A 26,396-nucleotide genomic window follows, 5' to 3' on the forward strand; every position below is an offset into this window, starting at 1 on the left:
TTCATCCCTTCCGCAGCGTGGTGAGTCCGTTGTCGATGAAGACCGGGACGAGGCCGCCTATCCGGTCGAAGCCGGGCCCGACTGTCTGGCCCAGCGTGTAGCGGTAGTGGATGCCCTCCAGGATCACGGCGAGCTTGAACCAGGCGAAGGCTGTGTACCAGTTGATGCGGGAGACGTCCCGGCCCGAACCGGCGGCGTACCGCTCGATCAGCTCCTGGGGCGAGGGATGCCCCGGGGCCTCCGCCGTCGAACTGACCGGCGCGTCGGGGACGTTCAGCGGCTCGCTGTACATCACCAGCAGGCCCAGGTCGGTCAGCGGATCGCCGAGGGTGGACATCTCCCAGTCGAGTACGGAGGCGATCCGGTCGTCCTCGCCCGCGAGCACGTTGTCGAGCCTGAAGTCCCCGTGCACGACGGAGGGTTGGGGCGACTCGGGCAGCTGCTGCCCCAGCGACGCGCGCAGTTCGTCGATCCCCTGCAGCTCCCGGCTGCGCGAGGCTTCGAGTTGCTTGCCCCAGCGGCGCAACTGCCGCTCCAGGAAACCCTCCGGGCGCCCGAAGTCGGCGAGGCCCACCTCCGCCGGGTCCACGGAGTGCAGCGCGACGAGCGTGTCGGGCAGCGCCAGCCCCAGCGCGCGGGTGCGTTCCGGGCCGAGCGCGGCCAGTTGACCGGCCGTGCGGTACGGGGTGCCCTCGACCTGCTCCATGACGTAGAACGGCGAGCCGATCACGTCCTCGTCCTCGCACAGCAGCACCGTCCCGGGCACCGGCACGTCCGTGCCCCGAAGGGCAGTGATCACGCGGTATTCGCGCGCCATGTCGTGTGCCGTGGCCAGCACATGCCCCAGGGGAGGGCGCCGCACGACCCAGCGGCTGACGCCGTCGGTCACGCGGTACGTGAGGTTCGACCGGCCGCCCTGGATCACCTCGGCCTCCAGCGGCCCCCGCACCAGGCCCGGCCGCTCCCGGTCCAGATACGCGGCGAGCCGCTCCGGATCGAGGCCGGGCGGATTCTCCTTGCTCATGCGTGAGCGCTCCTTTGCGAGGTCGGGGTGGGGGACAGGGAGTGGGCGGCAGGGGGAGTCGGAGGTCGGGGGAGGGGTGTGAGCGGGCTGACGGACGACCGTGGGACGGCGGTTGGCACGATCATGCCGACTAGTCGGTATGGCGTCTAGGGGGACAGGGCCACGGACCCCGCTCAACGGCCCGCATGTGACGAGACACACCCGCGGACCGGCACCGGACCCGGTGGTCGCGGCGCCGTAGCGGGCGGCGGCTCAGGCGTGGCACGCGACCGGCCTGCCGCCGTTCATCTGCTCCGTGTCCGCCCACACGGAGGGGATGTCGAGCGGTTCTCCCGGAGGGCATCCGTCCAGTTCGGCGTACGCGCGGTGCACGTTCGCCACCAGCCGCTCGCTCTCGGCCAGTTCGGCGAACTCGCCCGGCCCGGCCCCACGCGCCGCCTCCAGAGGCGTGAGACCGCGCCCGTGCGCAGAGCGGGCCAGTTCCTCGACGTACCGCAGACAGCGCTCCGCCGTGTCGTACGCCTCCGGCCCGGCGAGCGGCTCGTGGCCCGGGACGACGGTGCGCGCCCCCAGCGCCCGCAGCCGCTCCAGGGCACGCAGCCGCTCCCGGGCACGCAGCGAACCGCTGAGTGAACCCATGGGGAAGAAGGGGGTGCCGTGGTGGTGGGTGTTCGCGGGTGCGGGCGCGCCACTGCCCGGAAGGCTCTCGCGCAGTGCCCTGGCTCTGCGTTCCGTGGCGGCGGTGTCCACCAGCAGGGTCGCCCCGCGGTCGCTGATCCAGCCCGCGTTGCTCAGGCACCAGCCCCCGTCCGGCTGGATGTAGGCGTGCACGCTTTCGGCGATCTTCTCCGTGTACGGCTCACCCGGCGCCGGCACGCTCCCGCCCGCCTCCGCCGCTGACGCAGACGTCATGCGCTGCTCTCTCCCTCGTTCTCCCGCCGCCCGCCGGGCGCCGAACTCGCCCGCGAAGGGGCCGCCCGTTCGGGCCGGTGGGCTCCGGCGCCACAACGCCCAAAGCTTCTCAGTGCGTTCGGCGCCGCGGCTACGGCGCGAGCGCGGCGAGTGCTCTTTCGGTGACGTCCTGAGGCGTCCCCCCGATGGCGACCGCAGCGCCCCGCTCGTCCGCCTCCAGCGGCTCCAGCGTCGCGAACTGCGAGCGGAGCAGCGTGCGCGGCATGAAGTGACCCTTGCGGCCGCCCAGTCGCTCCGCGATCAGTTCCTCCGAGCCGTCCAGGTGCAGGAAGAACATCGGCGCGCCGCTCGCGCGCAGCCGGTCGCGGTAACGGCGGCGGAGCGCCGAGCAGCTGACGACGCCGCCACCGTCCGCGTGCTCCGAGAGCCAGCCCGCGATGGCGTCGAGCCAGGGACGCCGGTCCTCGTCGTCCAGCGGCGTGCCGGCGGACATCTTCCGTATGTTCGCGGGCGGATGGAAGGAGTCGGCCTCCGCGTACGGCACTCCCAGCCGGTCTGCCAGCAGCTCGCCCACCGTGGACTTGCCCGACCCGGACACCCCCATCACCACGACCAGGGGCGCCTGCCGGCCGTCGGCCGGCCGGTGTCCGCCGGCCCCTTCCGGCCGCTCCGCGCGCCCGCTTTCGTCGTTCACCACAGCAGCACCACTCCAACCGTCGCCATGGCCAGTGTGCACAGCACCGCCGCCCGTACGGTCGCGGGCCCCATCCCCGACGGGCGGTCCGCCTCCATGGCCCTGATGCGCCGGTGTGCCAGCACGAGGAACAGCAGCCACGCCAGCACGCCGAACGCGGCGGCCGACGCCTCGGCAGCCGAGACGCCGCCGCCCCCGTACACCGCCTCCCGCACGCCGAGTGCGACGGCGACGGCGAAGGTGAGCGTGGTGCGCCGCCATGCGAAACGCGTGCGTTCCGGCTGCGCCGCCGGGTCGCCGGTGCGCGCGTTGGGCCCGCCACCTGCGTTCACCTGCCGCGCCCCAGCACCACGGCGACGAGCACCAGAACGGCGGCCAGCGCGGTCGCCGTCGCCAGCAGCACCGGGAAGCGGGAGACCGGAAGGTCCTCACCGAGCCGCATCGCCCGCTCGCAGCGCATCCAGTGGCTGACCGCCCGGAACGCGCACAGCGCCCCGCACGCCAGTACCGCCACCGAGATCGCCGTGCGTACGCCCCAGCTCAGCCCCGTGAGGAACTGATCGACGGCGATGCCTCCCGCGACGAGTGCCAGCGCGGTGCGGATCCAGGCGAGGAAGGTGCGCTCGTTGGCGAGCGAGAAGCGGTAGTCGGGCGTGCTGCCCTCAGCGCGCAGGCGCTGAGGTGCGAACCACAGCCGGAGTGTCGCCATGAGCCGGTCGATCATGCGGACGAGCCTACGGGCCTTCGCTCCGGGGGCCGATACGCCCGACGCCGCATGCTGGACCTTCCGCTCTTCACGCCCCGGGAAGCGGACCGCGTACGGGGGCGGGCGGCGCCCCGTGACGTCTCGGGGGAGCAGACTCGTGAAGCACCGGTAGCAGCACCGGGCCAGGGGGACCGCCTGCGGCACGTCGACGGCGCGGCCCCCGCGCGCTGGGTCGAGGAGAGCGCCAGGGACCTCTCGACGGCCATCCCGACGCCGGTGCCTGCCGGATTCGAGGCGTACGCACGGGTGTTGCACCCCGCCGGGGCGGCCGGTGGCGGCTTTGTGACCGGGGGGGGGACCTCGCCGCGGGGGCCGCCGGCGTCCCGTCGGCATGGCACGCGGCGCGCAGCGGCGCAGGCGCAGTTCAGCCGCCGTCGCTCAGTCCGTGCCAGGCACGCAGCCGCCGGTGGCACTCGAGTCCGTCCGGGACGACCCGCCACTGCGGCAGCGTCAGCCGGCGCTCCAGCTCGTCCTCCGGGAGGAAGTCCCACCAGTCGATCTCCTCCCGCTGAGGCTCCACGGGCAGCTCGCACACCAGCTCGTAGACCCGGAGGAACCAGGTGTGCTCCGGCGACTCGTACAGGAACGTGAAGCGCGGCTCGGGCGCGGGCAGACCCCGCACGCCCAGCTCTTCCTCCGCCTCGCGCAGTGCGCAGTCGTCGTAGGACTCGCCGGCCCCCACGACGCCGCCGACCACCACGTCGTACATCGACGGGAAGACCAACTTCCGCGGTGTGCGGCGGTGTACGAAGATCCGGCCCAGCGGATCGCGCACCTGGACGGACGTGGACCGGTGCCGCAGCCTCCGCGCCATCGCCTCGCCCCGCGGCGCCTGCCCGACGACGCGGTCCTCCTCGTCGACGATGTCGAGCAACTCGTCCGCCGAGAGCGGCTGCTGGGTCATCCGGCTCCTTGTGCTCCGCGCCCGGAGGCGCCTGGTCCACCGACAAAGAGTCTCGCAGAACGCCCCGGCCGTTCCGGCGGGGCGGCGGGTGAAGTGCACGGGTGGCGCGGTGCCGTCCGGCCAGTGACCGGACGGCACCGACGACTCGTCCGTGCCTGCGGAGCGGGCCCCGCCTCGGCTCGGCCCCTGCAGGCGGAGCGTTTGAGGCAGGGCGAGGCGCACGGCGGCGGGACCGTGCAGACAGCAGGTCCCTGACGCGCTGGGTGCGCCCGGTGCGCGGCAGTCCGCGAATGGACGGCCACTGACCGTGCGCCCCTGGGGTGCCGCGCGCGACCGCGGGGGCATACTCTCCCGTCACCAGATCTTCAGGGCGGACAATCGGGCGCGGAACAGGTGGGACGCATGGCGTACGACGCCGATGTCATCGTGATCGGAGCGGGGCTCGCGGGGCTCGCGGCGACGGCGGAACTGGCCGACGCGGGACGCAAGGTGATCCTGCTGGACCAGGAGCCGGAGCAGTCACTCGGAGGGCAGGCCCACTGGTCCTTCGGAGGCCTCTTCTTCGTCGACTCCCCGGAACAGCGCCGCATGCGCATCCGTGACAGCCACGAGCTGGCCTGGCAGGACTGGCTCGGCACGGCGGGCTTCGACCGCGAGGAGGACCACTGGCCGAGGCGCTGGGCCGAGGCGTACGTCGACTTCGCGGCCGGTGAGAAGCGGTCGTGGCTGCGCGCCCAGGGCCTGAAGATCTTCCCCGTCGTCGGCTGGGCCGAGCGGGGCGGCTACGGCGCGACGGGGCACGGCAACTCGGTTCCCCGCTTCCACATCACGTGGGGTACGGGCCCCGGCCTGGTCGAGCCCTTCGAGCGCCGCGTGCGGGCCGGCGTCGAACGCGGCAACGTCGAACTGCGCTTCCGGCACCGTGTGACGGGCCTCTCCCGCAGCTCCGGCACGGTCGACACCGTCACCGGCGAGGTGCTGGAGCCCAGCGACGCCGAGCGGGGCACGGCGAGCAGCCGCGACGTTGCCGGCACGTTCGAGCTGCGTGCCCAGGCAGTCGTCGTCACCTCCGGCGGCATCGGCGGCAACCACGAGCTCGTGCGCGCCAACTGGCCACAGCGGCTGGGCACTCCGCCCGCCCGCATGCTCTCCGGCGTCCCCGCACACGTCGACGGTCTGATGCTCGGCATCACCGAGGAGGCGGGCGGCCGCATCATCAACCGCGACCGGATGTGGCACTACACCGAGGGCATCGAGAACTGGAGCCCCATCTGGAACATGCACGGCATCCGCATCCTGCCCGGACCGTCGTCACTGTGGCTCGACGCCACGGGAAAGCGGCTGCCCGTGCCGCTCTTCCCGGGTTTCGACACGCTCGGCACGCTCGAACACATCATGCACACGGGGCACGACTACACCTGGTTCGTGCTCAGTCAGAAGATCATCGAGAAGGAGTTCACGCTCTCCGGCTCCGAGCAGAACCCGGACCTGACCGGACGGGACCTGCGGCTGCTGCTGGCGCGCGTCGGCTCCGGCGCGCCCGGCCCCGTGCAGGCGTTCATGGACAACGGGGCCGACTTCGTCATCGAACGTGAACTGGGCGCTCTCGTACGGCGGATGAACGAGCTGACCGGCGAGAAGCTCATCGACGAGGCCGGGCTGCGGCGCGAGATCGAGGCCCGTGACCGGGAGATCACCAACCCCTTCACCAAGGACTCCCAGGTGACGGCGATCCACGGTGCCCGCAAGTACCTGGGCGACAAGCTGATCCGCGTCGCGGCTCCGCACCGGCTCCTCGACCCGAAGGCCGGGCCGCTCATCGCCGTCCGGCTCAACATCCTCACGCGCAAGACTCTCGGGGGTCTTGAGACCGACCTGGACGCGCGGGTGCTGAGCCAGGGCGGCGAGCCGCTGCCCGGCGTGTACGCGGCAGGCGAGGCCGCCGGGTTCGGCGGAGGCGGCGTGCACGGATACCGCTCGCTGGAGGGCACGTTCCTCGGCGGCTGCATCTTCTCCGGGCGCACGGCGGGCAGGGCGGCGGCCAAGGCCGTGGGATAGCGGCCCAGTTGCTCCGCCGCCGGCCGCGGCCGGGACGGCGCTGCCGCTACCTCGCGGACAGCCGTGCCAGCAGGTCGCGGCTGGCGGCGGAGATCGCCGGGTCGATGCCGAGCTCGCCGAGCATCTCCGTCGCGGCGGCCATCTCGGCCGTACGGCGGACCGCGTGACGGTGTGTGCCCTCGACCAGGCGCTCGACCGTCGAGCCATCGGCGCGGGTGAGCTCGGCGGCGATGTTCTCGCGGAGCCACTCCTCGCAGCCCGCGGCGCGGCCCGCGGCGAGTGCTTCGACCACGGCGGCGGCCAGGCCCTTGAAGAACACGCTGCGCAGCAGCTTGCGTTCGGCGGCCGTGCCGGGCTCTCCCTCGATGAGGTCGACGAACGCCCCCAAGGGGCCGAGGAGTTCAGCGGTTCGTCCGGCGCCCGGTCCGCACGCCAGCATCGGTACGCGCAGTCCCCGGCCCGGAACCGGCGCCATGATCGCGACATCCGCGAACGTCACGCCGTGGCCGTCCGCGGTGGCGGCGAGGGCCCGTTTCGCCCCGGGGGAGGCGGTGTTGAGGTCGGCCCAGACCGCTCCGGGCGGCGCCGCGCGCATCCCGGCGCGGAGTGCGTCGTGCGCGGCCGAGGCGCTGTTGACGCTGAGGACCAGGTGAGCGTCCGTCGCCGCTTCCGCTTCGCTGTCCGCCTCCCGCACGCCGTCGGGAACCGGCACCGGGGCGGGGTCGTAGCCCCGTACGATCGCACCGGCCCGAGCCAGATCGCGGGAGAGCGCGCTGCCCGCCTCGCCCAGGCCGAGGACGGCGACGACGGTTAGAGAGGTCGCGACGGAAGACATCCCTGTACACTAAACTCGCACAATATTGTTGACAATATCGGTGTGCATCTGCGGACGGAGAGGAGCCGGAGCGGACGTGGCAGAGGACGGGGCGCGGAGCGGGCCCGGAGTGCCCCTGGTGGAGGCCATCCGCGAAGCGATCATCCGCGGCGAGTTCGTGCCGAACCAGCGGCTCGTCGAGGCCGATCTGTCCACGCAGTTCGAGGCCAGCCGGGCCAGCGTGCGGTCGGCGCTGCTGGAGCTGACCAACGAGGGGCTCGTCGAGCGCATACAGAACCGCGGAGCCCGCGTGCGTGCCGTCTCCCTGGACGAGGCCGTCGAGATCTCCGAGGTCCGGATGGTGCTGGAGGGGCTCTGCGCGGCCAAGGCCGCCACGGCCGTGACCGGCGAGGAGATCCGCGAACTGCGCTCGATCGGCAGCTCCATGCGTGAAGCGGTCGCCGACGGCGACCTGCTCGGATACTCCTCCCTCAATCAGCAACTCCACCGCCGCGTACGGGAGATCGGCGGCCAGCGGACGGCGTCGCGGATGCTGGAGCGGCTGCGCGGGCAGAACGTGCGCCACCAGTTCCGGCTGGCCATGCACCCCGGGCGCCCCACCGTGTCCCTGCCGGAGCACCTCGCGATCATCGACGCCATCTGCACACACGACGCGGAAGCCGCGGAGGCGGCGGCCCGCACCCACCTGCGCAGCGTCATCAAGGCGCTCAAGGAGGTCGACAGATCGGGGGCGGGGCCGGCTCACTGAGCCCCACCCGGGGATCGGCGCGCGCTCGGCGCCTTCGCGCTCACGGCGTCCTCCCGTCGCCGGTGCGTCACGGCGTTCTCCGGTCGCCGGTGCGTCACGGCGTTCTCCCGTTGCCCGTTGCCGGTACCTCATGGGTTCGCCGACCGCCATGGCCGTTGCCCGTCCGTGATCGCCGGTTGCCGGTTGCCGGTGGCCGGGCGCCGTGGTCCGTCCGCGCCCGCCACTTGCCGGTCCGACCTGCTCGCCGCTCACCCTCGCCGCCCTCCGCCTCGGACTCCGTCCCCCGCTTCGTCGGGTTCCGGTTCGCCGTGCCGGCGACGCCCGCCTGCCTCCCCGCTCACCGCCCGGCCCGTTCGGGCCGGGCTTTCTCTTCTGCGCACCCCTTGACCCCTGTAGCCAAGATTGTTAACAATCTGAGCGGAGATTATGGCTGCAAAGGGTCGAAGGAGAGAGATGACGGAGCACCCCCAGCCGTCCGAGCGGGCGAGAGAGCTGGTGCGTGGCGCGTACGACGTGCACATCCACGTGGCGCCGGACGTGATGCGCCGCCGCATCGACGACGTGACCCTCGCCGAGCGCTTCGCCGCCGTCGGCCTCGCGGGCTTCGTGCTCAAGTCGCACTACGCGCCCACCGCCGAACGTGCCGCCGTCGTCCGCCGGGCCGAGCCCGCCGCCACGGCCCTCGGCGCGATCACACTCAACGCGTCCGTCGGCGGCCTCAACCCGATCGCCGTGGAGATCGCCGGACGCGGCGGCGCGAAGTTCGTCTGGCTGCCCACCGTCGACAGTGCCAACCAGCGCCAGTGCCATGCCCGCGAGCCGGAAGGCGCCACGCCTCCCATGTGGGCCAAGCTCCAGGACGACCTGCGCGCCGACGGCATGGCCGCCGATCCCGTCGACGTCCTCACACCCGACGGCGACGTCGTACACGCTGCACGTCAGGTCTTCCGTCTGATCGCCCGCCACGACATGGTGCTCGCCACAGGCCACCTCCACGCCGACGAGATAGCCGCCGTCGTCGAGGCCGCCGCCGAGGAGGGCGTCCAGCGGATGGTCGTCACACACCCGGAGTTCACCTCGCAGCGCGTGGCCATCGACCGCCAGCGTGAACTGGCCGCCCGCGGGGCCCTGTTGGAGCGCTGCTTCACCACGCCGTACACCGGCAAGGTCTCCTGGGAGACCTGGTTCCGGGCCATCAGGGAAGCCGGACCCGAGAACTCGGTGATCTCCAGCGACCTCGGCCAGCCGTTCAACCCGCCCGTCGAGGACGGCCTCGCCATCTGTGCCGACCGGCTGCTGGAGGAAGGTCTCTCCGAGGCCGACGTCCGCATCATGACCGTCCACAACAGCCGCTGGCTCGTCGGCGCCGAGCCCTTCGAGGACGCACCCTCCCGCCACCGGAAGGAGAGCCTCGTATGAGCGAGCAGCCATCGAGCGAGCGGCGCCTGCTGGTCGTCGGCGCGCACAGTGCCGACTTCGTCTGGCGCTCCGCCGGCGCGGTCGCGGCGCACACGGCCGCCGGAGGCGAGGCCCTCGTCGTGGCGCTCACGTACGGGGAGCGCGGCGAGTCCGGAGTGCTGTGGAAGGAGGAGGGCCAGACCGAGGAGAACGTGAAGCGGATACGCCACGAGGAGGCGACCAAGGCCGCAGCCGCCGTCGGCGCCGGCTTCCGCGCGTTCGACCTCGGCGACTACCCGCTCCACGTCTCACAGGAGTCCGTCGGCGAACTCGCGGAACTCATGCGGGACTTCGCCCCGCACGTGGTGCTCACCCACCCGGAGAAGGACCCGTTCAACCCGGACCACCCGGTCGCGCACGAGGCGGTGGCCCGTGCCCGGCTCCTCACCTCGGGAGCCGGCGTCGCCAGCGGATTCCGCACGGCACCCCCGTCGGAGTTCCTGGCCTTCGAACCGCACCAGCCGGAGCTGTGCGGCTTCACACCGACCGTCTACGTGGACATCACGCCCGTATTCAAACGGAAGGTCGAGGCCATGAGCTGCATGGCTGCCCAGCGGTACCTCCAGGAGTACTACGCGCAACGCGCCGACCAGCGCGGCAACCACGCCCGCAAGGTCACCGGCAACCAGGACATCCGGCAGGCGGAGGCGTTCCACCGGCTGCTGCCCAACGTGGTGGGTGCCCTGTGAGCGGGGCGGTCACGGCCTCCGCCGTCGACGAACTCGCCGCGGCGGGCGTGGCCACGGTCTACGAGGCGTACGGCCGCCGCGGGCTGCTCGACGTGGAGTGGACGCCGCTGCAGCCGGGACGCAGCATCGCCGGACCCGCCCGGATCGCCCGCTGCGGACAGGGCGACAACCGTGCGGTGCACGAGGTGATGACGCATCTGCGCCCCGGTGAGGTTCTCGTACTGACCATGCCCGAGCCCGAGCCCGTCGCCCTCTTCGGCGACCTGCTCGCCACCCAGGCCGCGGCCTGTGGAGCGGCGGCCGTGCTCGTCGACGCGTCCGTGCGCGACAGCGCCGAACTGGAACGGCTCGACTACGGGGTGTGGACCCGCTGGCGCCGCGCTCGCGGAGCCACCAAGAACGAACGCGGCAGCGTGAACGTGCCGGTGGAGATCGGCGGTACGACGGTCGCCCCCGGTGATGTGCTCGTACTCGACGACGACGGCGTCACCGCCGTGGAGGCCGCCGACGTCGACTCCGCAGTCGAAGCGGTCCGCGAACGCATCGCCAAGGAGGAGGGGCTGCGCAGGCGCTGGGCGGCCGGCGAGTTCAGCTACGACGCCTACGGGATGCGCGAGGCCGACGAGAACTCGCCCGAGGGGGCGGTGACATGACCGCGGTGCTCAGCGCGGAAGGGCTCACCAAGCAGTTCGCCAAGGACGACAGCGCGATCGTGGCGCTGCGCGACTTCGCCCTCACCGTCGAGGAAGGCAGCTTCGTCACCGTCCTCGGACGCAGCGGCTGCGGCAAGTCCACGATGCTCAATCTCCTCGCCGGGCTCACCGAACCCTCCGAGGGAGTCGTGTCTCACCGGGGCACGAAGCTGACCGGCCCGGACGTCGACATCGGGTACCTCACCCAGTCCGACACCCTCATGCCGTGGCGGGACGTGCAGCGCAACGTCGAGATGCCGCTGGAGATCCGCGGCGTTCGCGGCGACGAGCGCCGCAGGACCGCCGCCGAACTGCTCCGGCGCGTCGGCCTCGAAGGCTTCGAGAGGCACTATCCGCGCGAACTCTCCGGCGGCATGCGGCGCCGCGCTTCCCTGGCACGCATGCTCGCCGGGACTCCCCGCACGCTGCTGATGGACGAGCCGTTCGGAGCGCTCGACGCGCAACTGCGCACCGAACTCCAGGAAGAACTCCTGAAGTTGTGGCACGGCAGCGGGCAGACGGTCGTGTTCGTCACGCACGACATCGAGGAGGCGCTGCTGCTGGGCGACCGCATCGTCGTGCTCGGCGGGCTCGGCCGCATCGTCGCCGACGAGGAGATCACCCTGGCCCGGCCCCGCTCCGTGGACGCGCTGCGCGTGGACCCGGAGTTCGTGAGGCTGCACACCGCGATGGCCGCCGCGCTGAAGGAGGGGTCGTCATGACCGAGCGGACCGTGACGCCGTCACCCGAGGGCAAGTCCGCCCCGGCACAGGCCGGGACCGAGGCCGCGCCGGTTGAGGGAACCGCGCAGGGCCCGGCGGGAACGGGTGCCCCCTCCGGACCGGTGCGCATACCCGTCGAGCGCACCTGGTGGCAGCGCAACGGGCGCACCGTGACCGTGTGGGGCGTCCGGCTGCTCCTCGTCGTCGTGCTGCTCGCCGGCTGGGAGGCCACCGCCGGAAGCCTCTTCGACATCACCTTCACCAGCAAGCCCAGCGCCATCGCGCAGCGTCTCGGCGAATGGTCGGGCGACGGCACGCTGTGGACGCACAGCTGGGTGACGATCCAGGAGATCATCTACGGCTTCGCGCTCGGAGCGCTGGCGGGGGCGATCGCCGGATTCGTGCTGGCATCCCTCCAGTTGGCGTACCGCGTGCTGGATCCGTTCATGATGGCGCTCTACTCGATCCCGAAGGTCGCGCTGGCGCCGCTGTTCATCGTCTGGTTCGGCATCGGGATGCACATGAAGGTGCTGCTCGCCGCGGCGACCGTCTTCTTCCTGGTGTTCCTCAACACCGCCGCGGGAGTACGGGAGGTGGACCGCGGGCTCATCGACGCCGTGCGGCTGATGGGCGGCAGCCGCCGGGACATCGCCTTCAAGGTCGTGCTGCCCGCGTCGATGACGGGTGTGCTCACCGGGCTCAAGGTCGCCATTCCGTACGCGCTCATCGGCGCCGTCATCGGCGAGTTGGTGGCCTCCAACCAGGGTCTCGGCTATCTGATCAACGACGCGGCGGCGCAGTTCGACACCGCCGGCGTGTTCGCGACGCTCGTCGTACTGAGCGTCATCGCGGGGCTGTTGAACGTGCTCGTCGGACTCATCGACCGCCGCGTCAACCGGTGGAAACCCGTCGAGTCACAGGCCTGATGACCTCCGCCGGTGCGGTTCTGCGTCCCACAGCCCCGACCGTCCCCGTATCCGCCCTCTGATCCGCCGCCCCCGATCCCGCCGTCCCCGATCCCGCCGTTCCACTTTCCCGTCCTCCACCTCCTCTCCGAACGGAGCTGGAACTCATGCGACTGGAGCTTGAACCATGGGCAAGCACATCGAGCGCCGGGCGCTGCTGAAGTCGTTCGCAGCCGCCCCCGTACTTCTGTCCCCACTGGCCGCCGGATGCGCGAAGCACGGCTCCACCACCAAGGCCGGCACGCTCAACATCGGCCAGATCAGCAACTCCGTCGCCTTCTTCCCGCTCTTCGTGGCCGAGGAGAAGGGCTACTTCAAGGACGAGGGCATCAAGCTCGGCGACCGCCCCCGGCTCGGCACCGGCGCGAAGGTGGCCGCCGCGCTGAAGTCCGGCTCCATCGACCTGGGGGCCGGGGTGCTCACGGACGCCTTCAACCTCGCGGAGTCCTCCGAACCCGGTGAGACGCGGGTCCTCTCCAGCCTCGTGACCGAGTACTACGTGGACATCGTCGTGGGGAAGTCCTTCACCGGGCCCGGGGACAGGGCCAGCCTGGAGGAGCGCACTCGGGCGCTGGTGGGCAAGAAGATCGGCATCACCGGCCCGGGAAGCGGCACCGAGGCTCTGGTGAGTCACCTCTTCGACCGCATCGGCAAGAAGGCGAAGACCGACGCGACTCTCGTCAACCTGGGAAGTGCGGCCACGTCGGCCATCGGAGCGCTCAAGTCCGGCCGGGTCGACGCGCTTTCCTTCTTCCAGCCGATCGGCCAGCAGGCCGAGGCCGACGGCTCGGGCCGGATTCTCATATCCCCGGCCAGGGGCGATGTGAAGGACATGGCGGGCGCGCTGCACGGGGTCGTCTTCTCCACGCAGAAGCTGCTGAAGAAGAAGTCCAAGGAGGTCAAGGGCTTCCAGAGCGCGATCAAGCGCGCCCAGCAGGACGTGCAGGGCGACCCCGGCAAGGTGCGGGAGCTCCTGGAGAAGTACCTCAAGGACTCCGATCCGAAGGCCCTGGACGCGCTGGTGCCGATCCTGCGCAGGGAGATGCCGCAGTCACCGGAGCTGAAGAAGGAGCCGTACGAGGTGGCGCGGCAGTTCCATGAGGACAGCGGACTGGTGAAGAAGACACCGGAGTTCGGGGAGATCAAGGCGTAGGCGGCGGCCGCGGTTCGCCGTCTGTCGCCCGCCTCCGCGACGTACGGAGCCGGCGCCGGCCGTTCGGCGAACCCCGGCCCGCCCGCGTGGTCAGCCGGCCGTCTCGGTCCGCAGCCAGGCCAGATACTCGTTGCTTCCGGCGGTGATCGGGGTGGCGATGATCTCGGGTGTGTCGTACGAGTGCAGGGACTTGATGAGCGCTTCGAGCTCGTCGTAACGGGCCGCCGTGCTCTTGAGGAGCACGCGCCACTCCGTGTCGGTCTCGACCTTCTCCTGCCACTGGTACACGCTCCTGATCGGCCCGTCGACCTGCCCGCACGCGGCGAGCCGCCCCGCGACCGCGGACGCGGCAAGCACCTGGGCGGCCTCTTCGCTGTCCGTCGTGGTGAGCACGGCGAGGAACTCTGCGTCGGCCACGGTTTCTCCTCTCGGTTCGATGCCGGGGGCCGACCGTACCCCGCGTTGAAGCCGGTTCCTGCCGGGACTCCGGTCAGGTGGTCGCGTCAAGAAGCGATGTCGAGTCCGTAGCTCCGTACCAGTGTGCCGAGACCGTGGTCGTAGCCTTGCCTCGGTCATGCGCCCTCACCCCGGCGTGCTGATTCCGTCGCGGTCGGCCTATGTCGGCGCGTGGTCGTTGGGCCGTGGAATCCCAGCCTCTGGGGCATTTGCGGGCGGGCGCTTCATCTGGCGCCATTCCGGGCGCAGTCCCGTCAGGTTCGTGGTGAGGAAGTACGCGACGCCGGCGGCGGCCAACGCGGGGACGAGGCCCGCGGAGGACACCACGGCTCCTGCCACCAGGCCGCCGAGCGGAATGCCCATCCAGGCGAGTGAGGTGCCCAGCCCCCGGACACGGCCGAGCAGTTGGCGCGGAATGCGTTCGTAGAGGATCGCTCCCAGGATGGGGTTGAGGAAGCCCGCTCCGAAGCCGCTGGCGACGAAGACGGCGATCACGACCCACATCGGTACGTCGGCGGCGAGGATCAGGAAGCGCGGAGCGCCGGCGAGCGTGAAGCCCGCGAAGAAGACGAGGCGGCGGTTCAGCCGGTGTGCCAGACCTGCCGCGGTGAGGCTGGCTGCGACCGCCGAGAGCCCCCAGGCGGTGCCGGTGAGCCCGATCGCGGCCGGGCCGTTGCCCGACTCCTTGGCCCACACCGGGAGGAGGACCGTGGAGAAGGCGGTGTCCAGCAGGTTGGTGACCGCGATCATCGCCGTGATGGTGAGCAGTAGCGGGTCCCGGCGAAGGAAGCGCATGCCCTCGCCGAGGCGTTGCCAGTAGCCGGGGGCATCCGGGCCATGACCCGGCACCTCGGCGGTGCGGCCGATGCTCCGCGGAACAACCAGCGAGATGACGACCGAACCCAGTCCGAAACAGAGGGCGTTGACCACCAGCGCCGTCATCGGTCCGAGGAACGCGACGAGCGACCCGCCGGCGGCAGGACCGAGGGTGAAGGCGAGCCGTTCCATGACGCCGCTGAGCCCGGTGGCCCGCTCCAGCGGGACACTGCCGCGGTCCGCGGCTTCCGGAACCATGACCTCCTTCGCCAGATCGCCGGGAGCGCGGGCGGCGCCGATGACGGCGACGAGGAGCATCAGCAGCCAGAAGGAGAGCAGATCCGCGGCGTGCAGAACGGGGATCGTCATGGCTGCCGTCGCACTCACCAGGTCCGTGGACCAGGAGACGACGCGAGGGCCGCTTCGGTCCACCAACGGCCCGATGAACGCCTTGACCAGCACGTACGGGCCCATTTCGCAGAAGGCCACGAGGCCGGTCTGCGTCGCGCTGCCCGTCGTGACGAGCACGAACCAGGGCAGGGCGATGACCGAGATGCGGGTGCCGGTGAGCGACAGTCCGGTCGCGGCGAGCACGCCGGCCAGGGGTCGCAGCGACCGTCTTCCGGAGGGGAGTTGATTCATGCCTGCCTCCCATGGTCGTCCAGTTCGGGGAGGATGTGCGTGATCAGCGTGACGCGTTCCGCGTCCTCCGGGGCTTCGGCTCCGGGCCCGTCCCGACGGTAGCGGTCGCTGACCGGGACCAACTCCTCGTGGAGGGAACGGCTTTCGTCCGGGGTGAGCCGCAGGGGCCAGTCACTCATGTCGGTGGGGTCGCGCCATTCGCTGGGGAGCTTCCAGAACTCGCTGACCGCCCGCCGGGCCCGCAGGCCGTGAGTCTCTGCCATACCGTGAACTCTAGAAGGCAAAGGGTTCCTTGCAAAGACTCCTTCGCGAAGGACTCTTTGCAATCCAGGCGGCGTTGGGGTGATCAGGCGTCCCGGGGCCGAGCGCCGTTCGTCCCCGGCTCCCGACGGGACGCCGTGGGAACCAGCGACGACGGACGGTGCAGAAGGCCGGTCGGTCAACTCCCTTGCGCAGCACCCGCATCCGCGCCGACCACGCCCAACGCACGCTCTCCCCGCACACAGTTGTCACGCAGCTCCGCGAGAACCCGCACGGGCAGGCGCAGCGCCGAGCCGCGCCGGCCCGTGCCGTCGAGGATCTCGTCGCCCTCCTCCAGCCACTCCGCAAAGGGCTGGACCCCGATGAAGTCGGCAAGCCGGGCCAGCTCCTGACGGGGTGCGTCGAGGAGGCGTTCGTACGAGAGCGTCGTGACCTGCTCCCGCGGGACGGCGGCGAGGTACTCCACGCCTTCGCAGATCAGGTCCGACCACAGCGTGCCGAAGTCCGGCACCGGCATCTCGCGGTCGAGGACGAGGGCGGGGTCGAACTGCGGGCCGAGCAACGGGGCCAGGTCGTCCGGGAGTTGCTTGATGTGGTCGTCGGTCAGGTCCGAGGCCGACTCCACGCCCGAGCGGCGGATGATCTCGCGGAGCAGCGAGATCATGCGGTAGCCGTTGTGGCGGCTCATGGATAGGGCGCAGTCGGGGCCGTCGCGGAAGAGGTGCACGAAGCGGGCCTCGGGGAAGAGTTCGTGAAGCAGACCGACGCGGTGCAGCGAGTACCCGGAGCGTTCGACGGCGGCCTCGCGCCCGCCGATCCGGGAGGCCAGCGCGCCGAAGAGGGCGTGCCACTGCTGCGGGGCGGGGCGCTCGGGCCAGGAGCGGACCTCCGGCTCCAGGGCATCGAGGAGCGCGTCCGGATCGTCGCTCAGATGAGGCAGCGGCATCATGCTGATCGCGGGGATGCCCGTGGTCTCGGCCGAGTAGCGCCATTCGGGGTGCCGGTTGTAGAGGAACTCCGGGAGCGGCGTGCCGCTGCGGACCATGGCGTCGAAGACCGGCATCGGTTCGCGCAGACATCGCCAGAACTCCGGGCCCGTCAGCGGCTGTCGGGACAGCGCCGGGGGGCCGTCGATGCACGAGTAGAGCTCGTTGAGGCTGAGCACGTCGGGGTGCAGCCGCAGCACCTGGGACAGCGCCGTCGAGCCGCTGCGCCCGGTGCCGACGACGAAGGTCAGGGTCTTGATGCCCGTCCGCACGGTTGTCTCCTCCCCCATGGCCTGGCCGCTCGGCAGGCCGTTCGGCTTCCGATCGCCCCCAGTCCTACCCCTGCGCCCGTCGATCGACCCGGAGGACGGGACAGTCGGCGGAAGGTGTCACCCAAAGAGATGTCACCCAAAGAACTGTCAGCCCATGAGAGAGGCGATCTCCTCCGCGCAGGCGCGCAACGCCGGTACGTGGCCGTGGAGTTCGTCCCACGTGGTGAGCACGACGGTGGCGCCGAGCGAGATCGCCAGACGGGGACGCAGCCCCCCGTCGAGATCCGGCACGACGGTGGCGACGGAGCGGACGCCGACCTCGTTCTCCTCGTCGACCTCGGCCCATCCGCGCTCCCGTACACGTGCGACTTCCTCACGCAGCACCGCCGGGTCGGTGACGGTGTGCGCGGTGGGGGAGGGCAGGTCGGCAGCGAGGAGTGCCGCCAGCTCCTCGTCGGGGAGCACCGAGGCGAGCGCCTGACCCATGGAGGTGGCGTGCCACGGGTTGCGCGTGCCCTCGGCGCTGCGCAGCTGGAGATGCTGCGTGCCCTGCGCGCTGAGCACGATGAGCACCTCGCTGCCGTCGAGGATCCCCGCGATCGCGGGAAGTCCCGTACGGGCGGCGAGGCGGCGCATCGGTGCGGCCGCGGCCGAATAGCCGGCGGGGGAGCGCTGGAAGCCCCGCGAGAACTCCAGGACGCGCACGCCGAGGGCGTACCGGCGGGTGTCCTCGTCGTAGGCGACGAAGCGTTCGGCGGCCAGCCGCCCGAGAAGCCGGTGCGCGCTGCTGACGGGAAGACCGGCCGTGCGTGCCGCCGCACTGACGCCCAGCCCTGACGGGTTGTCGGCCAGTACGGTCATCAGCCGCAGGCCCCGGCTGAGCATGTCGTCGCCGGGCGGTGCGGTCACCGTCGGTGCTCCCTCGAAGATCGTGCGCGGCAAGGTCAGTCGCGTCCGCCACTGCTCCGTGCCGTACCGGCGGTCGCGTGCGGATCCCCGCTCACCGTACCGGTATCACCCGGGGTGACCCGCGGTTCCCGGACTCCGAACATCAGCGCCGCGGAGATCATCGTGCACACCGCCATGAAGCCGAAGGCACCGGCATCACCCAGCGGAGTACCGCGCACCCAGCCCACGAGATACGTGCCCGCGAACGACCCGAGCGCACCGAAGGAGTTGACGGCGGCGACGGCCGCGCCCGCGACACCGGCCGGCGCCAGCTCGGAGACGAAGGCGAAGTACGGGCCGTAGGGCGCGTACATGCACAGGCCCGCGACGGTGAGCAGCGTAAGGGCGAGCGGGAAGTTCGAACCGGCGAAGTAGGAGCCCAGCAGCGCCAGCGCCCCCGTGCCCAGCCACGGCCACACGGCGATGCGGCGGCGTCCGTTGCGGTCGGACAGTCGGGAGTTGAGCATCATCGCCACGACCGCGAACGCATAAGGGATCGCGGAGATCAGACCGGTCGCGCCGATGCCTTCGCCCGAGGCCTGCTTCACGATCGACGGCAGCCAGAAGATGAAGCCGTACATGCCGAACGACCAGAAGAAGTACTGGGCGGCGAGCACGACCACGGCGCGGGAGCGCAGCACCTTCTTGTAGTCCGCGGCGGTGGCGCGCGGCGCGTCGGCGGTGGTGGCGTGAGCGCCGGGGTCCGACCCGGCTGCGGGTGAGTCGGGGGTGCCCGCGCTGACCTCGGTGGCTGTCACGGCAGAACCCGGCGCCTCGGCTGCGGCGCGCTGCTCGTCGGCGAGGTCCTTGCGCAGCTGGTCGTGCTCCGCCCGGGGCAGCCACTTGGCCTCGGCCGGGCGGTCCTTGATGAAGCGGATGCACAGCACGCCCCAGATGATCGAGGGCACGCCCTCGACGATGAACATCATCCGCCAGTCGGAGATCTCGATGAGCCATCCGGAGAGCACGGACAGCCACATCACGGTGATCGGATTGCCCAGGATCAGCAGGGAGTTGGCGCGGCCGCGCTCACGCTTGGTGAACCAGCGGCTCAGCAGCACCACCAGCGCCGGCAGGACCGCCCCCTCGACGACGCCGAGCGCGAAGCGCACCGGGATCAGCTGGCCCGGGCTGCTGAGCAGGCCCTGCGCCGTCGCGAGCACGCCCCACGCGATCGTCGAACCGGCGACCATCCGTCGCACGCTGCGCTGCTCGGCGTAGATCGTCCCGGGGATCTGGAAGAAGAAGTAGCCGAGGAAGAACGAGGCCGCGATGAGGGAGTCGGTCCCGGCGGAGAGGTTCAGCTCATCGGCCATGCCGCCCGCCGAGGCGATCGCGTAGTTGGACCTGTCGAGGTAGGCGAGCGAGTACGTGATGAACGCGATCGGCATCAGGTACCGGGCGCGGGTGGATGACCAGAAGCCGCCGCTGGCGGTGCGGGAGGAAGACGCTGCCGTCATTCCCGAACACCCCTTTTTCCGTCGGGTGGAAAGTGTTTCACTGAGCGGGAAGGACGTTACGAGCGTGTGCGGGCCGGGTCAATGGCCATGACGAGTCCGGGCCCGCATGCCGCCGGACTTCCGGGACGCCCGCCGGTCCGCCGGTCCCGGTCCGCCGGTCCGTTCGTTCCGTCCGTCCGTCCGTCCGACCGTCACCGCCGCCGCGACGAGGAGAGGCACACGCCGATGCCCGAGACCACCGATCCCGCAGTCCACGTGCTCCTGCCCTGGAACGGACTCGACGAGCGTCACGGACCGTGGCCCTCGAACGTCCGCGTGCACGTATGGGACGGGCACACGCCCGAGGACGAACTGCCCGCGGACGCGCTGGAGTCGACGGGGCTGTGGGTGATGCCGTACGCGGTGCCGGGCGCCGAGCGGCTGCTCCCGCGGCTCCCGGCCGTACGGGCCGTGCAGTCGCTCAGCGCCGGCGTCGAGAAGCTGCTGCCGGTGATGCCCGAGGGCGCGAAGCTGTACAACGGCCGGGGCCTGCACGACGCCAGCACCGCCGAGCACGCGCTCGGCCTGATCCTCGCAGCGCAGCGTGATCTTCCGCGCTGGGTCGCGGACCAGCAGGCCGGACGCTGGGAACCGCACTTCACACGCTCGCTCGCCGGGTCGCGCGTCGCCGTCATCGGCTACGGATCGATCGGGGAGGCGCTGGAGCGGAGGCTGCTGGCGTGCGAGGCGGAGGTCGTGCGCGTGGCCCGGCGGTCCAGGCCCGAGGAGGACGTGCACCCGGTGACCGCCCTGCCGGACCTGCTGCCGGAGGTGGACATCGTGGTGCTCGTGCTGCCCGAAACCCCAGCCACGTCAGGCATGTTCGGGGCGGACGAGCTCGCCGCGCTGCCCGACGGAGCGCTCGTCGTCAACGTGGGACGAGGCCGCACGCTGGAGACCGGCGCGCTGCTCGAAGAGGTCCGGCGTGGACGGCTGCGCGCGGCCCTCGACGTCACCGACCCCGAGCCGCTGCCGGGCGACCATCCGCTGCGGGGTCAGCCCGGGGTGCTGATCACGCCGCACGTGGCGGGCGGCTCCGCCACGTTCCGGCCGCGCGCCGAGCGGCTCGTCGTGGAGCAGGTCCGCCGCTATGCCGCGGGAGAGCCCCTCGTCAACGCCTTCCCGCGCCCCTGAACCGCGTTGTTGTACCGGGGCCCTGATCCGCACGCACCTGAACCCCGCCGGGACGCGGAAGCGGCCGACGGGCTCTGCCCTGCCGTGTGGTCAAAGGGCCCCGGCGGGCGGCTTGTCGGTTCCCTGTGACCCCCGTGACCCGGGTGAATCCTTCAGCCCGGGGCACCATCCCGAGCGGGTCACGCTCGTCCGGCTGCCCTGCCCGGGCGGGGGGAGGTGACCGTGGAGCACCCACCCGTCCTCGCTCCGTGCCCAGTGGAGGACCTCTTCCTCCCAGGGGCGGTTGAGAAGATTGATCCGTTCCCAGATTTCGATCTGCTCCGCGTTGAAAGCGCGGAATCTTCGCCAGAGATCCTTGAGCACCATGGGAATCACCGCCGGCCGAGATCTTCGCAGGTATTCGCTGCCGGGCGTGCACGCGAGGCTGCTTCTGTGCGTCAAAACTACGGCCACCGCAGCACCAGGTCCACGTTTCCGCCGCCGTTCGCCTGCGGTCGGGTGAAAGAGGCCGCTCCACCGGATTCATGGGCGGCCCACGGCCTGATCCCCGGATCGGGATTGGACGCCGGAGGAAAGGAGTGCACGCCGGAGGAAAAGGGCTTCAGCGACCCCGTGACACCATTGTTCGGTGCCCTTCGACCACAACGACCACTATCACCGGCTGCTGTCGCGTCACATTCCGCGAAACGGCGGTACGGCACTGGACGTGGGCTGCGGAACGGGCCGGTTCGCACGGCGGCTCGCCCGGCTCGGGATGGAGGTCGACGCGATCGACCCCTCCGAAGAGGTGATCGCGAAGGCCCGTGCCCCGTGCCCGCCGAACGGGGCCGTACGCAGCCCGCGCTATCGGCGGGCGGACATCATGGCTCTCGAATTGCCCCGCGGGCACTACGACTTCATCTCTTGCCTCGCCAGCATCCACCATGTGCCGTTCGGCACGGTCTCCGCGCTGCGGGACGCGCTCGCACCCGGCGGTGTTTTGCTCATCCTCGGCTGCTACCGGGAGGAGACATGGCTCGACCTTCTCTGGAGCCTGGCCGCCGTCCCGGTCAACGCCGTTGCCAGGCTTGCGGTTTGGGCAGGGGACAGGCTGCGTCCCGCCTCCGCGCCCGCGGGCCGGGGCCGGATGAAGCCCCCGGTGAAGCAGCCTGGGATGCCGCTGTCCCAGGTCCGGTCGGAAGCGGCCGTCCTGCTGACCGGCTGCCGCATCCGCAGGCTGCTCTTCTGGCGCTATCTGCTCGTCTTCCGCAACGGCGGATGAGAGATGGTCTCATTTGGTTCGAGTGCATCGTTGGCTTGCGGCCGTCGGGATCGTGGAGCGCATGGTGCCCCCGTATGTTCTTGGGCGCTGTAATGAGCCCCTGGGGACCTGTGATGGCGCTGATGTGCTGTTCACGACGATCACGACGACGTCTCTGAGCTCCCGGTGACAACGACCTCGCCGGGCGTGCCAGGTGTTCGTGACGCGTCGGCTCGATCGGGGCTGTCGGTCGTCCGGTCGAACGCGTTGGTGTAGTCCACGTTGTGGCCGAGTGCGATCTGCCAACGGCTGCCGCTGCGTACCGTGGTCAGCGAGAGAAGCCCGACGCGTTCGCCGACCGCGCGGCCGTCGCCGCCACGTCCGCCGCGGGTTCGCCAGGCCAGGTCCACCACTGCGACATCGGGGTGGACGACGGTGTCGGTTCGCTTCTCGACGGTCAGGACGGCCTCGGCGAGCGGGCCACCGAAGGGGAACCGGTGGCCGGCTTCGATGCCCTGGCGTCCCGCCATTCGCCGGCCGAGGACGTCCACGAAGGATGCGGATTCGGTGAAGCCGGCGGCGAAGCCGCGCGCTTCATGTCGGTTGAATGCGGCAACCAGGCTCTCGACGAGCGTGTCGATGGCATCGCGGTCGGTCGAATTCATGGTGTCTCCTGCTCTTGGTGCCGTGTTCCGGGGTTGGTTGGGTTGAAGCAGGCCCCGAGGCACCTGGTCAGAGAACCTCCACGCCCGGTCACCGCGATGAACGTGGGACGCTCCGGTGCACGAGACCACGGCGTGAGTGGCAGCGAGTGGTTCACCGACGATGAGTCCGCCCGTCCGCCCGATCGCTTGCTCCGAACACCGCTACGCGGCATCAGGACTCTGCCGGCTCGCTGAGGCTTCGCCACCAGGCGGCGCGGGAGGTCACCGGGTGGCGGCCGGTGTCACGGCGCGGTAGACCTGCCATGAACTCCCGGCGAGCGAGACCACACCGTCGAGATCGGCGAATGCCGACCGCAGGTCCTGCGATGCCGGGTCCTCGGCGAACGCGTCGAACGCGTCCTTGCTCGCCCACTGGGCGTAATTCATGATCTCGGTGCCATCGAGGGACAAGTGGTAGGTCGCCGAGACGAAGCCGGGACGGCGCGCGACCGTCTGTTCGACCCGGTCGACGATGGTGGCCGCGATCTCCTGCTGGTGGGCCGGTTCGACGGTGAACGTCACCAACTGGACCATCCCGACGGACGGATCGGTGATGTCGATCATTGGTTGCCTCTTCTCTCCTCGCGCAGGTCAGTCGATCTGCGCAGCCGCTGATGCGAATCCGACGCCGCACGCGAGTATGGGTTCGACGCGGTTGAGCGAGACCGGCGGCAGACAGCCGTCGACCCACCCGCGGATCTCCGCCCCCCGTGGGCCTGGCCGCAGTGGATCAATCGGAGGCAACGGGGCTGAACACGGGCTCCGACCGCTGCGTCGAGCACGCACGACGCCAGCGGCGGGATCATCGATCAACACGAGCCACGCCCGCACCGACGACTCGGCCAGCAGTACAGCGCCGCGAACGGATACGACGAGCGGCAGTCCTCGCAAAGCGGCCCGTCGCACGTCAAGGGCTCTTGCAACATGCTGCTAGGCTAACAGCATGTTGCAAGAACCGTCCAAGGGTGAGCCTTTCGACGTTCGTCCCGACGAGCACTTGACCTACCTGATGGCCAAAGTCGAGCACCTGCTCGAGCGCCAAATCGACAAGGCCGTCGGCCAGGTCGGGCTGACCCTGCGCCAGTTCAGCGCCCTGGCCCACATCGCGCGCCGACCCTCGCTGAGCAGCAGCGACCTCGCCCGAGCCCTGCTCATCACCCCGCAAGCGGTGAACACCCTCGTAACGCGACTTCTCGCCGCAGATCTGATCGACAAGGCACCCACCCCGCCGCGTCAGCCTCTCGTTCTGACACTGACCGACGCCGGTCTCGACGCCTTGCGACGTGCGGAGCCGCTGGCCACCGCTGCCGAAGCCGCGGCACTCGAATGCCTCGAACCGGAGGAGGTCGCGACCACCGGCGCTGTCCTGCTCCGGCTGCTCGAGCGCCTCAGCGACAGCAACGACGAAGGCTCGCGATGAATCACCGTGCGCCACACGCCGAACTGTCTCCGACTGACATCTTGTCGAGGAGGTCGGATGAAGCGACTCACGGTCCGTTCAAACGAGTCCGGGGCGTGAACCCGAGCGAGTTCAGGCGTATCGCGACCACTGCCTCCCCAGCCACCGCGCGGCCGGTGCCGGCCCCGCACCACCGCGGCCTACTCGAATGCCGGGAGGAGAGGTGAGCCGACCTCAGAAGCCGCCCGCCGCGTCGAGGATCCGCTCGGCGACCCGTACCGAATCCACCAGCGGATGCAGCGCCACCGCCCGCAGCGCCGCAGCACGTGAGCCGCTTTCCGCCGCCTCGATCGCCGATCGTTCCACCGCCTTGAGCTGGAGCATCAGGCCCAGTTGATCCGGCGCGACGGGCCCCGCCGAGAGGGGCCGTGCGCCGCCGGCGTCGACCAGACACGGCACCTCCACGACGGCCTCCGCGTCCAGTCCCGGAACGGCCGTGCGGTTGGGCACGTTGAGGATCAGCGTGGTGCGTTCGTTGCGGGAGACCGCACGCATCAGGGCGAGGGCGACGCGGTCGTAGCCGCCGCCCTCGAGGTCGCAGCTGTCACGCTCCCAGCCGCCGGTCGCCTCACGGCTCTCGGCCATGTAGGTCTCCTCGCGCTCCCGGCGCGTACGGTCCCAGGCCTCGTACGCCTCGGCCGGCCCGGCGGCACGCCCGGGGCACGACTCCTCGTAGAAGCGGGACTGCTGCTCGCGCAGGAACTCCCCGCGGGTGGCCCGCGAACCCTTGATCGAGGCGACGGCCTCGCGGTTGAAGTAGTAGTAGTGCAGATACTCGTTGGGCAGCGCGCCCAGGGCCTGCAGCCATCCGGCGCCGAAGAGCTTCCCCTCCTCGAAGGACTCCAGCAGCGCCTCGTCCGCGAGGAGCCCGGGCAGGCGGTCCTTCCCGTCCACGACGACGCGGCGGAGCCAGCCGAGGTGGTTGAGACCCACGTAGTCGTAGTCCGCGCGGTCGGGGTCCGCTCCCATGGCGCGGGCAGCCCGGCGGCACAGGCCGACAGGGGAGTCGCAGATGCCGATCACCCGCTCGCCCAGGCCCCGTTCGCGGAAGACACGGCTCATGGCCTCGGTGACCATGCCGGCGGGGTTCGTGAAGTTGATGACCCAGGCGCCGGGGGCGAGTTCGGCGACGCGTTCGGCGATGCGCACGGCGACGGGCAGCGTTCGCAGTCCGTACAGGACGCCGCCGGCGCCCACCGTCTCCTGTCCCAGCACTCCCTCGGCGAGCGGTGTGCGTTCGTCGAGTGCGCGGCCCTCCAGGCCGCCGACGCGGATGGCGGAGAAGACGAAGTCGGCGCCGCGCAGCGCCTCGTCGAGGTCCGTGGTGGCGCGCACGGCGGGCGCCGGGCCCCGTCCGCGCGCATCCCACTCCGGCTGCTGCCGCGCCTGTTCCGCCTGGTGGGAGAGGACGGTCGTGATCGCGCCCAAGCGGTCCGAGTCGGTGTCGTGGAGCACGAGTTCGGTGATGCGTCCCGCGTCGTCGCCCTCGTCCTCCAGCAGCGCCCGGTGCACCAGCGGCACCCGGAATCCGCCGCCGCCCAGCACCGTCAGCCTCATCGGCCCTCCGTCTCCGCGTCCATGGCTGTCTCCACCTTCACCCCGGCCTCGCGGAAGACGGCGAGGGTGCCGGGGTCCGACGCCGGATTGGTGATCAGCACGTCGATGTCCTTCGGCCCGCAGACGCGGGCCGTGCCCGTACCCGGGAACTTCCGTGCGGCGGCGAGCAGCACCACGTGGCGTGCAGAGGCCAACATGGCCTGTTTGACGGGCACTTCGACGTCGGTGGTGTCCAGCACGCGTCCGTCGGGCAGCACCCCGCTGGTACCGAGGAAGAGCCGGTCGGCGTAGAGGTGGCTCAGGCTCGACTCGGTCAAGTGCCCCACCAGGGAGCGGTAGTTGCGGCGCACCTGGCCGCCGAGCAGCACGAGCGCGACCTCGGTGTCGTCCTTCAGCTCCTCGTAGACCGCGAGGTTGCTGGTCGCCACGGTAATGTTCCGGCCGTGGAGCCTGCGCGCCAGCTGCAGCGTCGTGGTGCCGATGTCGAGCAGCACCACCTCTCCGTCCTCGACCATGGCGGCGGCGCTGCGCGCGATGGCGTCCTTGTCGGCGCGGTCGTCGCCCTCCTCCTCCGCGAAGGGACGCTCGACGGGGCCCCGCGCCACGGCACCGCCGTACACCCGCGTCAGCCGGCCCGCGTTCGCCAGGTCGTTCAGGTCGCGTCGCGCGGTGGCCTCGCTGACGCCGAGGCGCTGTGCGATCTGCCCGACGGGCAGTACACCCTCCTCGCGGAGCAGCTTCAGCAGCCGCTCATGACGGGTCTCGCGCAACATGCAGGCAATGTAGCGTGCCTGAGCGTCTT

28 protein-coding genes are annotated in these 26,396 nt (G+C 71.0%); 11 read left to right on the top strand and 17 right to left on the bottom strand.

What is annotated here, in order from left to right; genetic code table 11:
* Position 1 precedes the first annotated feature (1 nt).
* The 6 genes from G4Z16_RS28045 to G4Z16_RS28070 form a co-directional block, all read right to left on the bottom strand.
* On the bottom strand, positions 2-1,024 hold the full coding sequence (locus G4Z16_RS28045; protein WP_197353388.1) for a phosphotransferase family protein: 1,023 nt from the start codon (positions 1,022-1,024) through the stop codon (positions 2-4).
* Between the two features lie 252 nt (positions 1,025-1,276).
* Positions 1,277-1,936 (bottom strand): MBL fold metallo-hydrolase, encoded by a 660-nt coding sequence (locus tag G4Z16_RS28050; protein ID WP_197353389.1) that lies wholly within the window; start codon positions 1,934-1,936, stop codon positions 1,277-1,279.
* A gap of 130 nt (positions 1,937-2,066) precedes the next feature.
* A complete protein-coding gene (locus G4Z16_RS28055; protein WP_197354975.1) occupies positions 2,067-2,540 on the bottom strand; it encodes a gluconokinase in 474 nt (157 codons plus the stop codon).
* 86 nt (positions 2,541-2,626) lie between these two features.
* Positions 2,627-2,962, bottom strand: a complete 336-nt coding sequence (locus tag G4Z16_RS28060) for a DUF202 domain-containing protein (protein ID WP_197353390.1) — start codon at positions 2,960-2,962, stop codon at positions 2,627-2,629.
* Complete coding sequence (locus G4Z16_RS28065) at positions 2,959-3,354, bottom strand: YidH family protein (RefSeq protein ID WP_197353391.1); 396 nt, start codon at positions 3,352-3,354, stop codon at positions 2,959-2,961. The genes G4Z16_RS28060 and G4Z16_RS28065 overlap by 4 nt, the downstream gene beginning before the upstream one ends.
* Positions 3,355-3,760: 406 nt before the next feature.
* On the bottom strand, positions 3,761-4,300 hold the full coding sequence (locus G4Z16_RS28070) for an NUDIX domain-containing protein (RefSeq protein WP_197353392.1): 540 nt from the start codon (positions 4,298-4,300) through the stop codon (positions 3,761-3,763).
* Positions 4,301-4,702: 402 nt separating this feature from the next.
* On the opposite strand from G4Z16_RS28070, the gene G4Z16_RS28075 reads away from it, so the two are divergent.
* Positions 4,703-6,358, top strand: coding sequence for an FAD-binding dehydrogenase (locus tag G4Z16_RS28075; RefSeq protein WP_197353393.1), 1,656 nt, complete (start codon positions 4,703-4,705; stop codon positions 6,356-6,358).
* Between the two features lie 46 nt (positions 6,359-6,404).
* On the opposite strand, the gene G4Z16_RS28080 is transcribed toward G4Z16_RS28075, so the two are convergent.
* A complete protein-coding gene (locus G4Z16_RS28080; protein ID WP_197353394.1) occupies positions 6,405-7,193 on the bottom strand; it encodes an NAD(P)-dependent oxidoreductase in 789 nt (262 codons plus the stop codon).
* A gap of 76 nt (positions 7,194-7,269) precedes the next feature.
* Here G4Z16_RS28080 and G4Z16_RS28085 point away from each other — a divergent pair, with 76 nt between their 5' ends.
* The 7 genes from G4Z16_RS28085 (at position 7,270) to G4Z16_RS28115 (ending at position 13,620) form a co-directional block, all read left to right on the top strand.
* A complete protein-coding gene (locus G4Z16_RS28085) occupies positions 7,270-7,941 on the top strand; it encodes a GntR family transcriptional regulator (protein ID WP_197353395.1) in 672 nt (223 codons plus the stop codon).
* A 453-nt stretch (positions 7,942-8,394) separates the two neighbouring features.
* Positions 8,395-9,360, top strand: a complete 966-nt coding sequence (locus G4Z16_RS28090) for a DUF6282 family protein (RefSeq protein WP_197353396.1) — start codon at positions 8,395-8,397, stop codon at positions 9,358-9,360.
* Complete coding sequence (locus tag G4Z16_RS28095; RefSeq protein ID WP_197353397.1) at positions 9,357-10,088, top strand: PIG-L deacetylase family protein; 732 nt, start codon at positions 9,357-9,359, stop codon at positions 10,086-10,088. The genes G4Z16_RS28090 and G4Z16_RS28095 overlap by 4 nt, the downstream gene beginning before the upstream one ends.
* On the top strand, positions 10,085-10,741 hold the full coding sequence (locus G4Z16_RS28100) for a 4-carboxy-4-hydroxy-2-oxoadipate aldolase/oxaloacetate decarboxylase (protein WP_197353398.1): 657 nt from the start codon (positions 10,085-10,087) through the stop codon (positions 10,739-10,741). The genes G4Z16_RS28095 and G4Z16_RS28100 overlap by 4 nt, the downstream gene beginning before the upstream one ends.
* Complete coding sequence (locus G4Z16_RS28105; protein ID WP_197353399.1) at positions 10,738-11,502, top strand: ABC transporter ATP-binding protein; 765 nt, start codon at positions 10,738-10,740, stop codon at positions 11,500-11,502. Before G4Z16_RS28100 ends, G4Z16_RS28105 begins: the two co-directional genes overlap by 4 nt.
* A complete protein-coding gene (locus G4Z16_RS28110) occupies positions 11,499-12,428 on the top strand; it encodes an ABC transporter permease (protein WP_197353400.1) in 930 nt (309 codons plus the stop codon). Before G4Z16_RS28105 ends, G4Z16_RS28110 begins: the two co-directional genes overlap by 4 nt.
* A gap of 166 nt (positions 12,429-12,594) precedes the next feature.
* Positions 12,595-13,620 (top strand): ABC transporter substrate-binding protein, encoded by a 1,026-nt coding sequence (locus tag G4Z16_RS28115; protein ID WP_197353401.1) that lies wholly within the window; start codon positions 12,595-12,597, stop codon positions 13,618-13,620.
* Between the two features lie 90 nt (positions 13,621-13,710).
* On the opposite strand, the gene cutA is transcribed toward G4Z16_RS28115, so the two are convergent.
* The 6 genes from cutA to G4Z16_RS28145 form a co-directional block, all read right to left on the bottom strand.
* Positions 13,711-14,037, bottom strand: a complete 327-nt coding sequence (cutA, locus tag G4Z16_RS28120) for a divalent-cation tolerance protein CutA (protein ID WP_197353402.1) — start codon at positions 14,035-14,037, stop codon at positions 13,711-13,713.
* A gap of 198 nt (positions 14,038-14,235) precedes the next feature.
* Complete coding sequence (locus tag G4Z16_RS28125) at positions 14,236-15,534, bottom strand: MFS transporter (RefSeq protein ID WP_197353403.1); 1,299 nt, start codon at positions 15,532-15,534, stop codon at positions 14,236-14,238.
* Complete coding sequence (locus G4Z16_RS28130; RefSeq protein WP_197353404.1) at positions 15,531-15,797, bottom strand: hypothetical protein; 267 nt, start codon at positions 15,795-15,797, stop codon at positions 15,531-15,533. The genes G4Z16_RS28125 and G4Z16_RS28130 overlap by 4 nt, the downstream gene beginning before the upstream one ends.
* Before the next feature lie 176 nt (positions 15,798-15,973).
* On the bottom strand, positions 15,974-17,053 hold the full coding sequence (locus tag G4Z16_RS28135; RefSeq protein ID WP_246531109.1) for a sulfotransferase family protein: 1,080 nt from the start codon (positions 17,051-17,053) through the stop codon (positions 15,974-15,976).
* Positions 17,054-17,200: 147 nt separating this feature from the next.
* Complete coding sequence (locus tag G4Z16_RS28140; RefSeq protein ID WP_246531110.1) at positions 17,201-17,962, bottom strand: IclR family transcriptional regulator; 762 nt, start codon at positions 17,960-17,962, stop codon at positions 17,201-17,203.
* A 35-nt stretch (positions 17,963-17,997) separates the two neighbouring features.
* Positions 17,998-19,461, bottom strand: coding sequence for an MFS transporter (locus tag G4Z16_RS28145; protein WP_197353406.1), 1,464 nt, complete (start codon positions 19,459-19,461; stop codon positions 17,998-18,000).
* A 225-nt stretch (positions 19,462-19,686) separates the two neighbouring features.
* Between G4Z16_RS28145 and G4Z16_RS28150 the strand changes: the two genes are divergently transcribed.
* Positions 19,687-20,634: a 2-hydroxyacid dehydrogenase gene (locus tag G4Z16_RS28150; RefSeq protein WP_197353407.1), complete on the top strand. Its 948-nt coding sequence runs from the start codon at positions 19,687-19,689 to the stop codon at positions 20,632-20,634.
* Positions 20,635-21,262: 628 nt separating this feature from the next.
* Positions 21,263-21,895 carry a class I SAM-dependent methyltransferase gene (locus G4Z16_RS28155; protein ID WP_197353408.1) on the top strand — a complete coding sequence of 211 codons (633 nt, stop codon included), beginning with the start codon at positions 21,263-21,265 and terminating at the stop codon, positions 21,893-21,895.
* Between the two features lie 140 nt (positions 21,896-22,035).
* On the opposite strand, the gene G4Z16_RS28160 is transcribed toward G4Z16_RS28155, so the two are convergent.
* Together G4Z16_RS28160 and G4Z16_RS28165 are read right to left on the bottom strand one after the other, a co-directional pair.
* A complete protein-coding gene (locus G4Z16_RS28160; RefSeq protein WP_197353409.1) occupies positions 22,036-22,539 on the bottom strand; it encodes an SgcJ/EcaC family oxidoreductase in 504 nt (167 codons plus the stop codon).
* A gap of 261 nt (positions 22,540-22,800) precedes the next feature.
* Positions 22,801-23,142, bottom strand: a complete 342-nt coding sequence (locus tag G4Z16_RS28165) for an antibiotic biosynthesis monooxygenase family protein (protein ID WP_197353410.1) — start codon at positions 23,140-23,142, stop codon at positions 22,801-22,803.
* Positions 23,143-23,521: 379 nt separating this feature from the next.
* Between G4Z16_RS28165 and G4Z16_RS28170 the strand changes: the two genes are divergently transcribed.
* Complete coding sequence (locus G4Z16_RS28170; RefSeq protein ID WP_197353411.1) at positions 23,522-23,998, top strand: MarR family winged helix-turn-helix transcriptional regulator; 477 nt, start codon at positions 23,522-23,524, stop codon at positions 23,996-23,998.
* Positions 23,999-24,211: 213 nt separating this feature from the next.
* Here the strand turns inward: G4Z16_RS28170 and G4Z16_RS28175 are convergent, their stop codons facing one another.
* Together G4Z16_RS28175 and G4Z16_RS28180 are read right to left on the bottom strand one after the other, a co-directional pair.
* A complete protein-coding gene (locus tag G4Z16_RS28175) occupies positions 24,212-25,594 on the bottom strand; it encodes a 6-phospho-beta-glucosidase (protein WP_197353412.1) in 1,383 nt (460 codons plus the stop codon).
* Positions 25,591-26,367, bottom strand: coding sequence for a DeoR/GlpR family DNA-binding transcription regulator (locus G4Z16_RS28180; protein ID WP_197353413.1), 777 nt, complete (start codon positions 26,365-26,367; stop codon positions 25,591-25,593). Before G4Z16_RS28180 ends, G4Z16_RS28175 begins: the two co-directional genes overlap by 4 nt.
* Positions 26,368-26,396 lie beyond the last annotated feature (29 nt).

The sequence above is a fragment of the Streptomyces bathyalis genome, from assembly GCF_015910445.1.
GTDB lineage: Bacteria > Actinomycetota > Actinomycetes > Streptomycetales > Streptomycetaceae > Streptomyces > Streptomyces bathyalis.

What these genes read in the sequence shown, in the direction of transcription:
- G4Z16_RS28105 (WP_197353399.1), top strand. Translation starts at nt 10,738, where the DNA reads ATGACCGCGGTGCTCAGCGCGGAAGGGCTCACCAAGCAGTTCGCCAAG.
- G4Z16_RS28160 (WP_197353409.1), bottom strand. Translation starts at nt 22,539, where the DNA reads ATGAATTCGACCGACCGCGATGCCATCGACACGCTCGTCGAGAGCCTG.
- G4Z16_RS28175 (WP_197353412.1), bottom strand. Translation starts at nt 25,594, where the DNA reads ATGAGGCTGACGGTGCTGGGCGGCGGCGGATTCCGGGTGCCGCTGGTG.
- G4Z16_RS28080 (WP_197353394.1), bottom strand. Translation starts at nt 7,193, where the DNA reads ATGTCTTCCGTCGCGACCTCTCTAACCGTCGTCGCCGTCCTCGGCCTG.
- G4Z16_RS28145 (WP_197353406.1), bottom strand. Translation starts at nt 19,461, where the DNA reads ATGACGGCAGCGTCTTCCTCCCGCACCGCCAGCGGCGGCTTCTGGTCA.
- G4Z16_RS28075 (WP_197353393.1), top strand. Translation starts at nt 4,703, where the DNA reads ATGGCGTACGACGCCGATGTCATCGTGATCGGAGCGGGGCTCGCGGGG.
- G4Z16_RS28065 (WP_197353391.1), bottom strand. Translation starts at nt 3,354, where the DNA reads ATGATCGACCGGCTCATGGCGACACTCCGGCTGTGGTTCGCACCTCAG.
- G4Z16_RS28110 (WP_197353400.1), top strand. Translation starts at nt 11,499, where the DNA reads ATGACCGAGCGGACCGTGACGCCGTCACCCGAGGGCAAGTCCGCCCCG.
- G4Z16_RS28115 (WP_197353401.1), top strand. Translation starts at nt 12,595, where the DNA reads ATGGGCAAGCACATCGAGCGCCGGGCGCTGCTGAAGTCGTTCGCAGCC.
- G4Z16_RS28095 (WP_197353397.1), top strand. Translation starts at nt 9,357, where the DNA reads ATGAGCGAGCAGCCATCGAGCGAGCGGCGCCTGCTGGTCGTCGGCGCG.
- G4Z16_RS28125 (WP_197353403.1), bottom strand. Translation starts at nt 15,534, where the DNA reads ATGAATCAACTCCCCTCCGGAAGACGGTCGCTGCGACCCCTGGCCGGC.
- G4Z16_RS28050 (WP_197353389.1), bottom strand. Translation starts at nt 1,936, where the DNA reads ATGACGTCTGCGTCAGCGGCGGAGGCGGGCGGGAGCGTGCCGGCGCCG.
- G4Z16_RS28150 (WP_197353407.1), top strand. Translation starts at nt 19,687, where the DNA reads ATGCCCGAGACCACCGATCCCGCAGTCCACGTGCTCCTGCCCTGGAAC.
- G4Z16_RS28165 (WP_197353410.1), bottom strand. Translation starts at nt 23,142, where the DNA reads ATGATCGACATCACCGATCCGTCCGTCGGGATGGTCCAGTTGGTGACG.
- G4Z16_RS28045 (WP_197353388.1), bottom strand. Translation starts at nt 1,024, where the DNA reads ATGAGCAAGGAGAATCCGCCCGGCCTCGATCCGGAGCGGCTCGCCGCG.
- G4Z16_RS28090 (WP_197353396.1), top strand. Translation starts at nt 8,395, where the DNA reads ATGACGGAGCACCCCCAGCCGTCCGAGCGGGCGAGAGAGCTGGTGCGT.
- G4Z16_RS28180 (WP_197353413.1), bottom strand. Translation starts at nt 26,367, where the DNA reads ATGTTGCGCGAGACCCGTCATGAGCGGCTGCTGAAGCTGCTCCGCGAG.
- G4Z16_RS28130 (WP_197353404.1), bottom strand. Translation starts at nt 15,797, where the DNA reads ATGGCAGAGACTCACGGCCTGCGGGCCCGGCGGGCGGTCAGCGAGTTC.
- G4Z16_RS28055 (WP_197354975.1), bottom strand. Translation starts at nt 2,540, where the DNA reads ATGGGGGTGTCCGGGTCGGGCAAGTCCACGGTGGGCGAGCTGCTGGCA.
- G4Z16_RS28170 (WP_197353411.1), top strand. Translation starts at nt 23,522, where the DNA reads ATGTTGCAAGAACCGTCCAAGGGTGAGCCTTTCGACGTTCGTCCCGAC.
- G4Z16_RS28070 (WP_197353392.1), bottom strand. Translation starts at nt 4,300, where the DNA reads ATGACCCAGCAGCCGCTCTCGGCGGACGAGTTGCTCGACATCGTCGAC.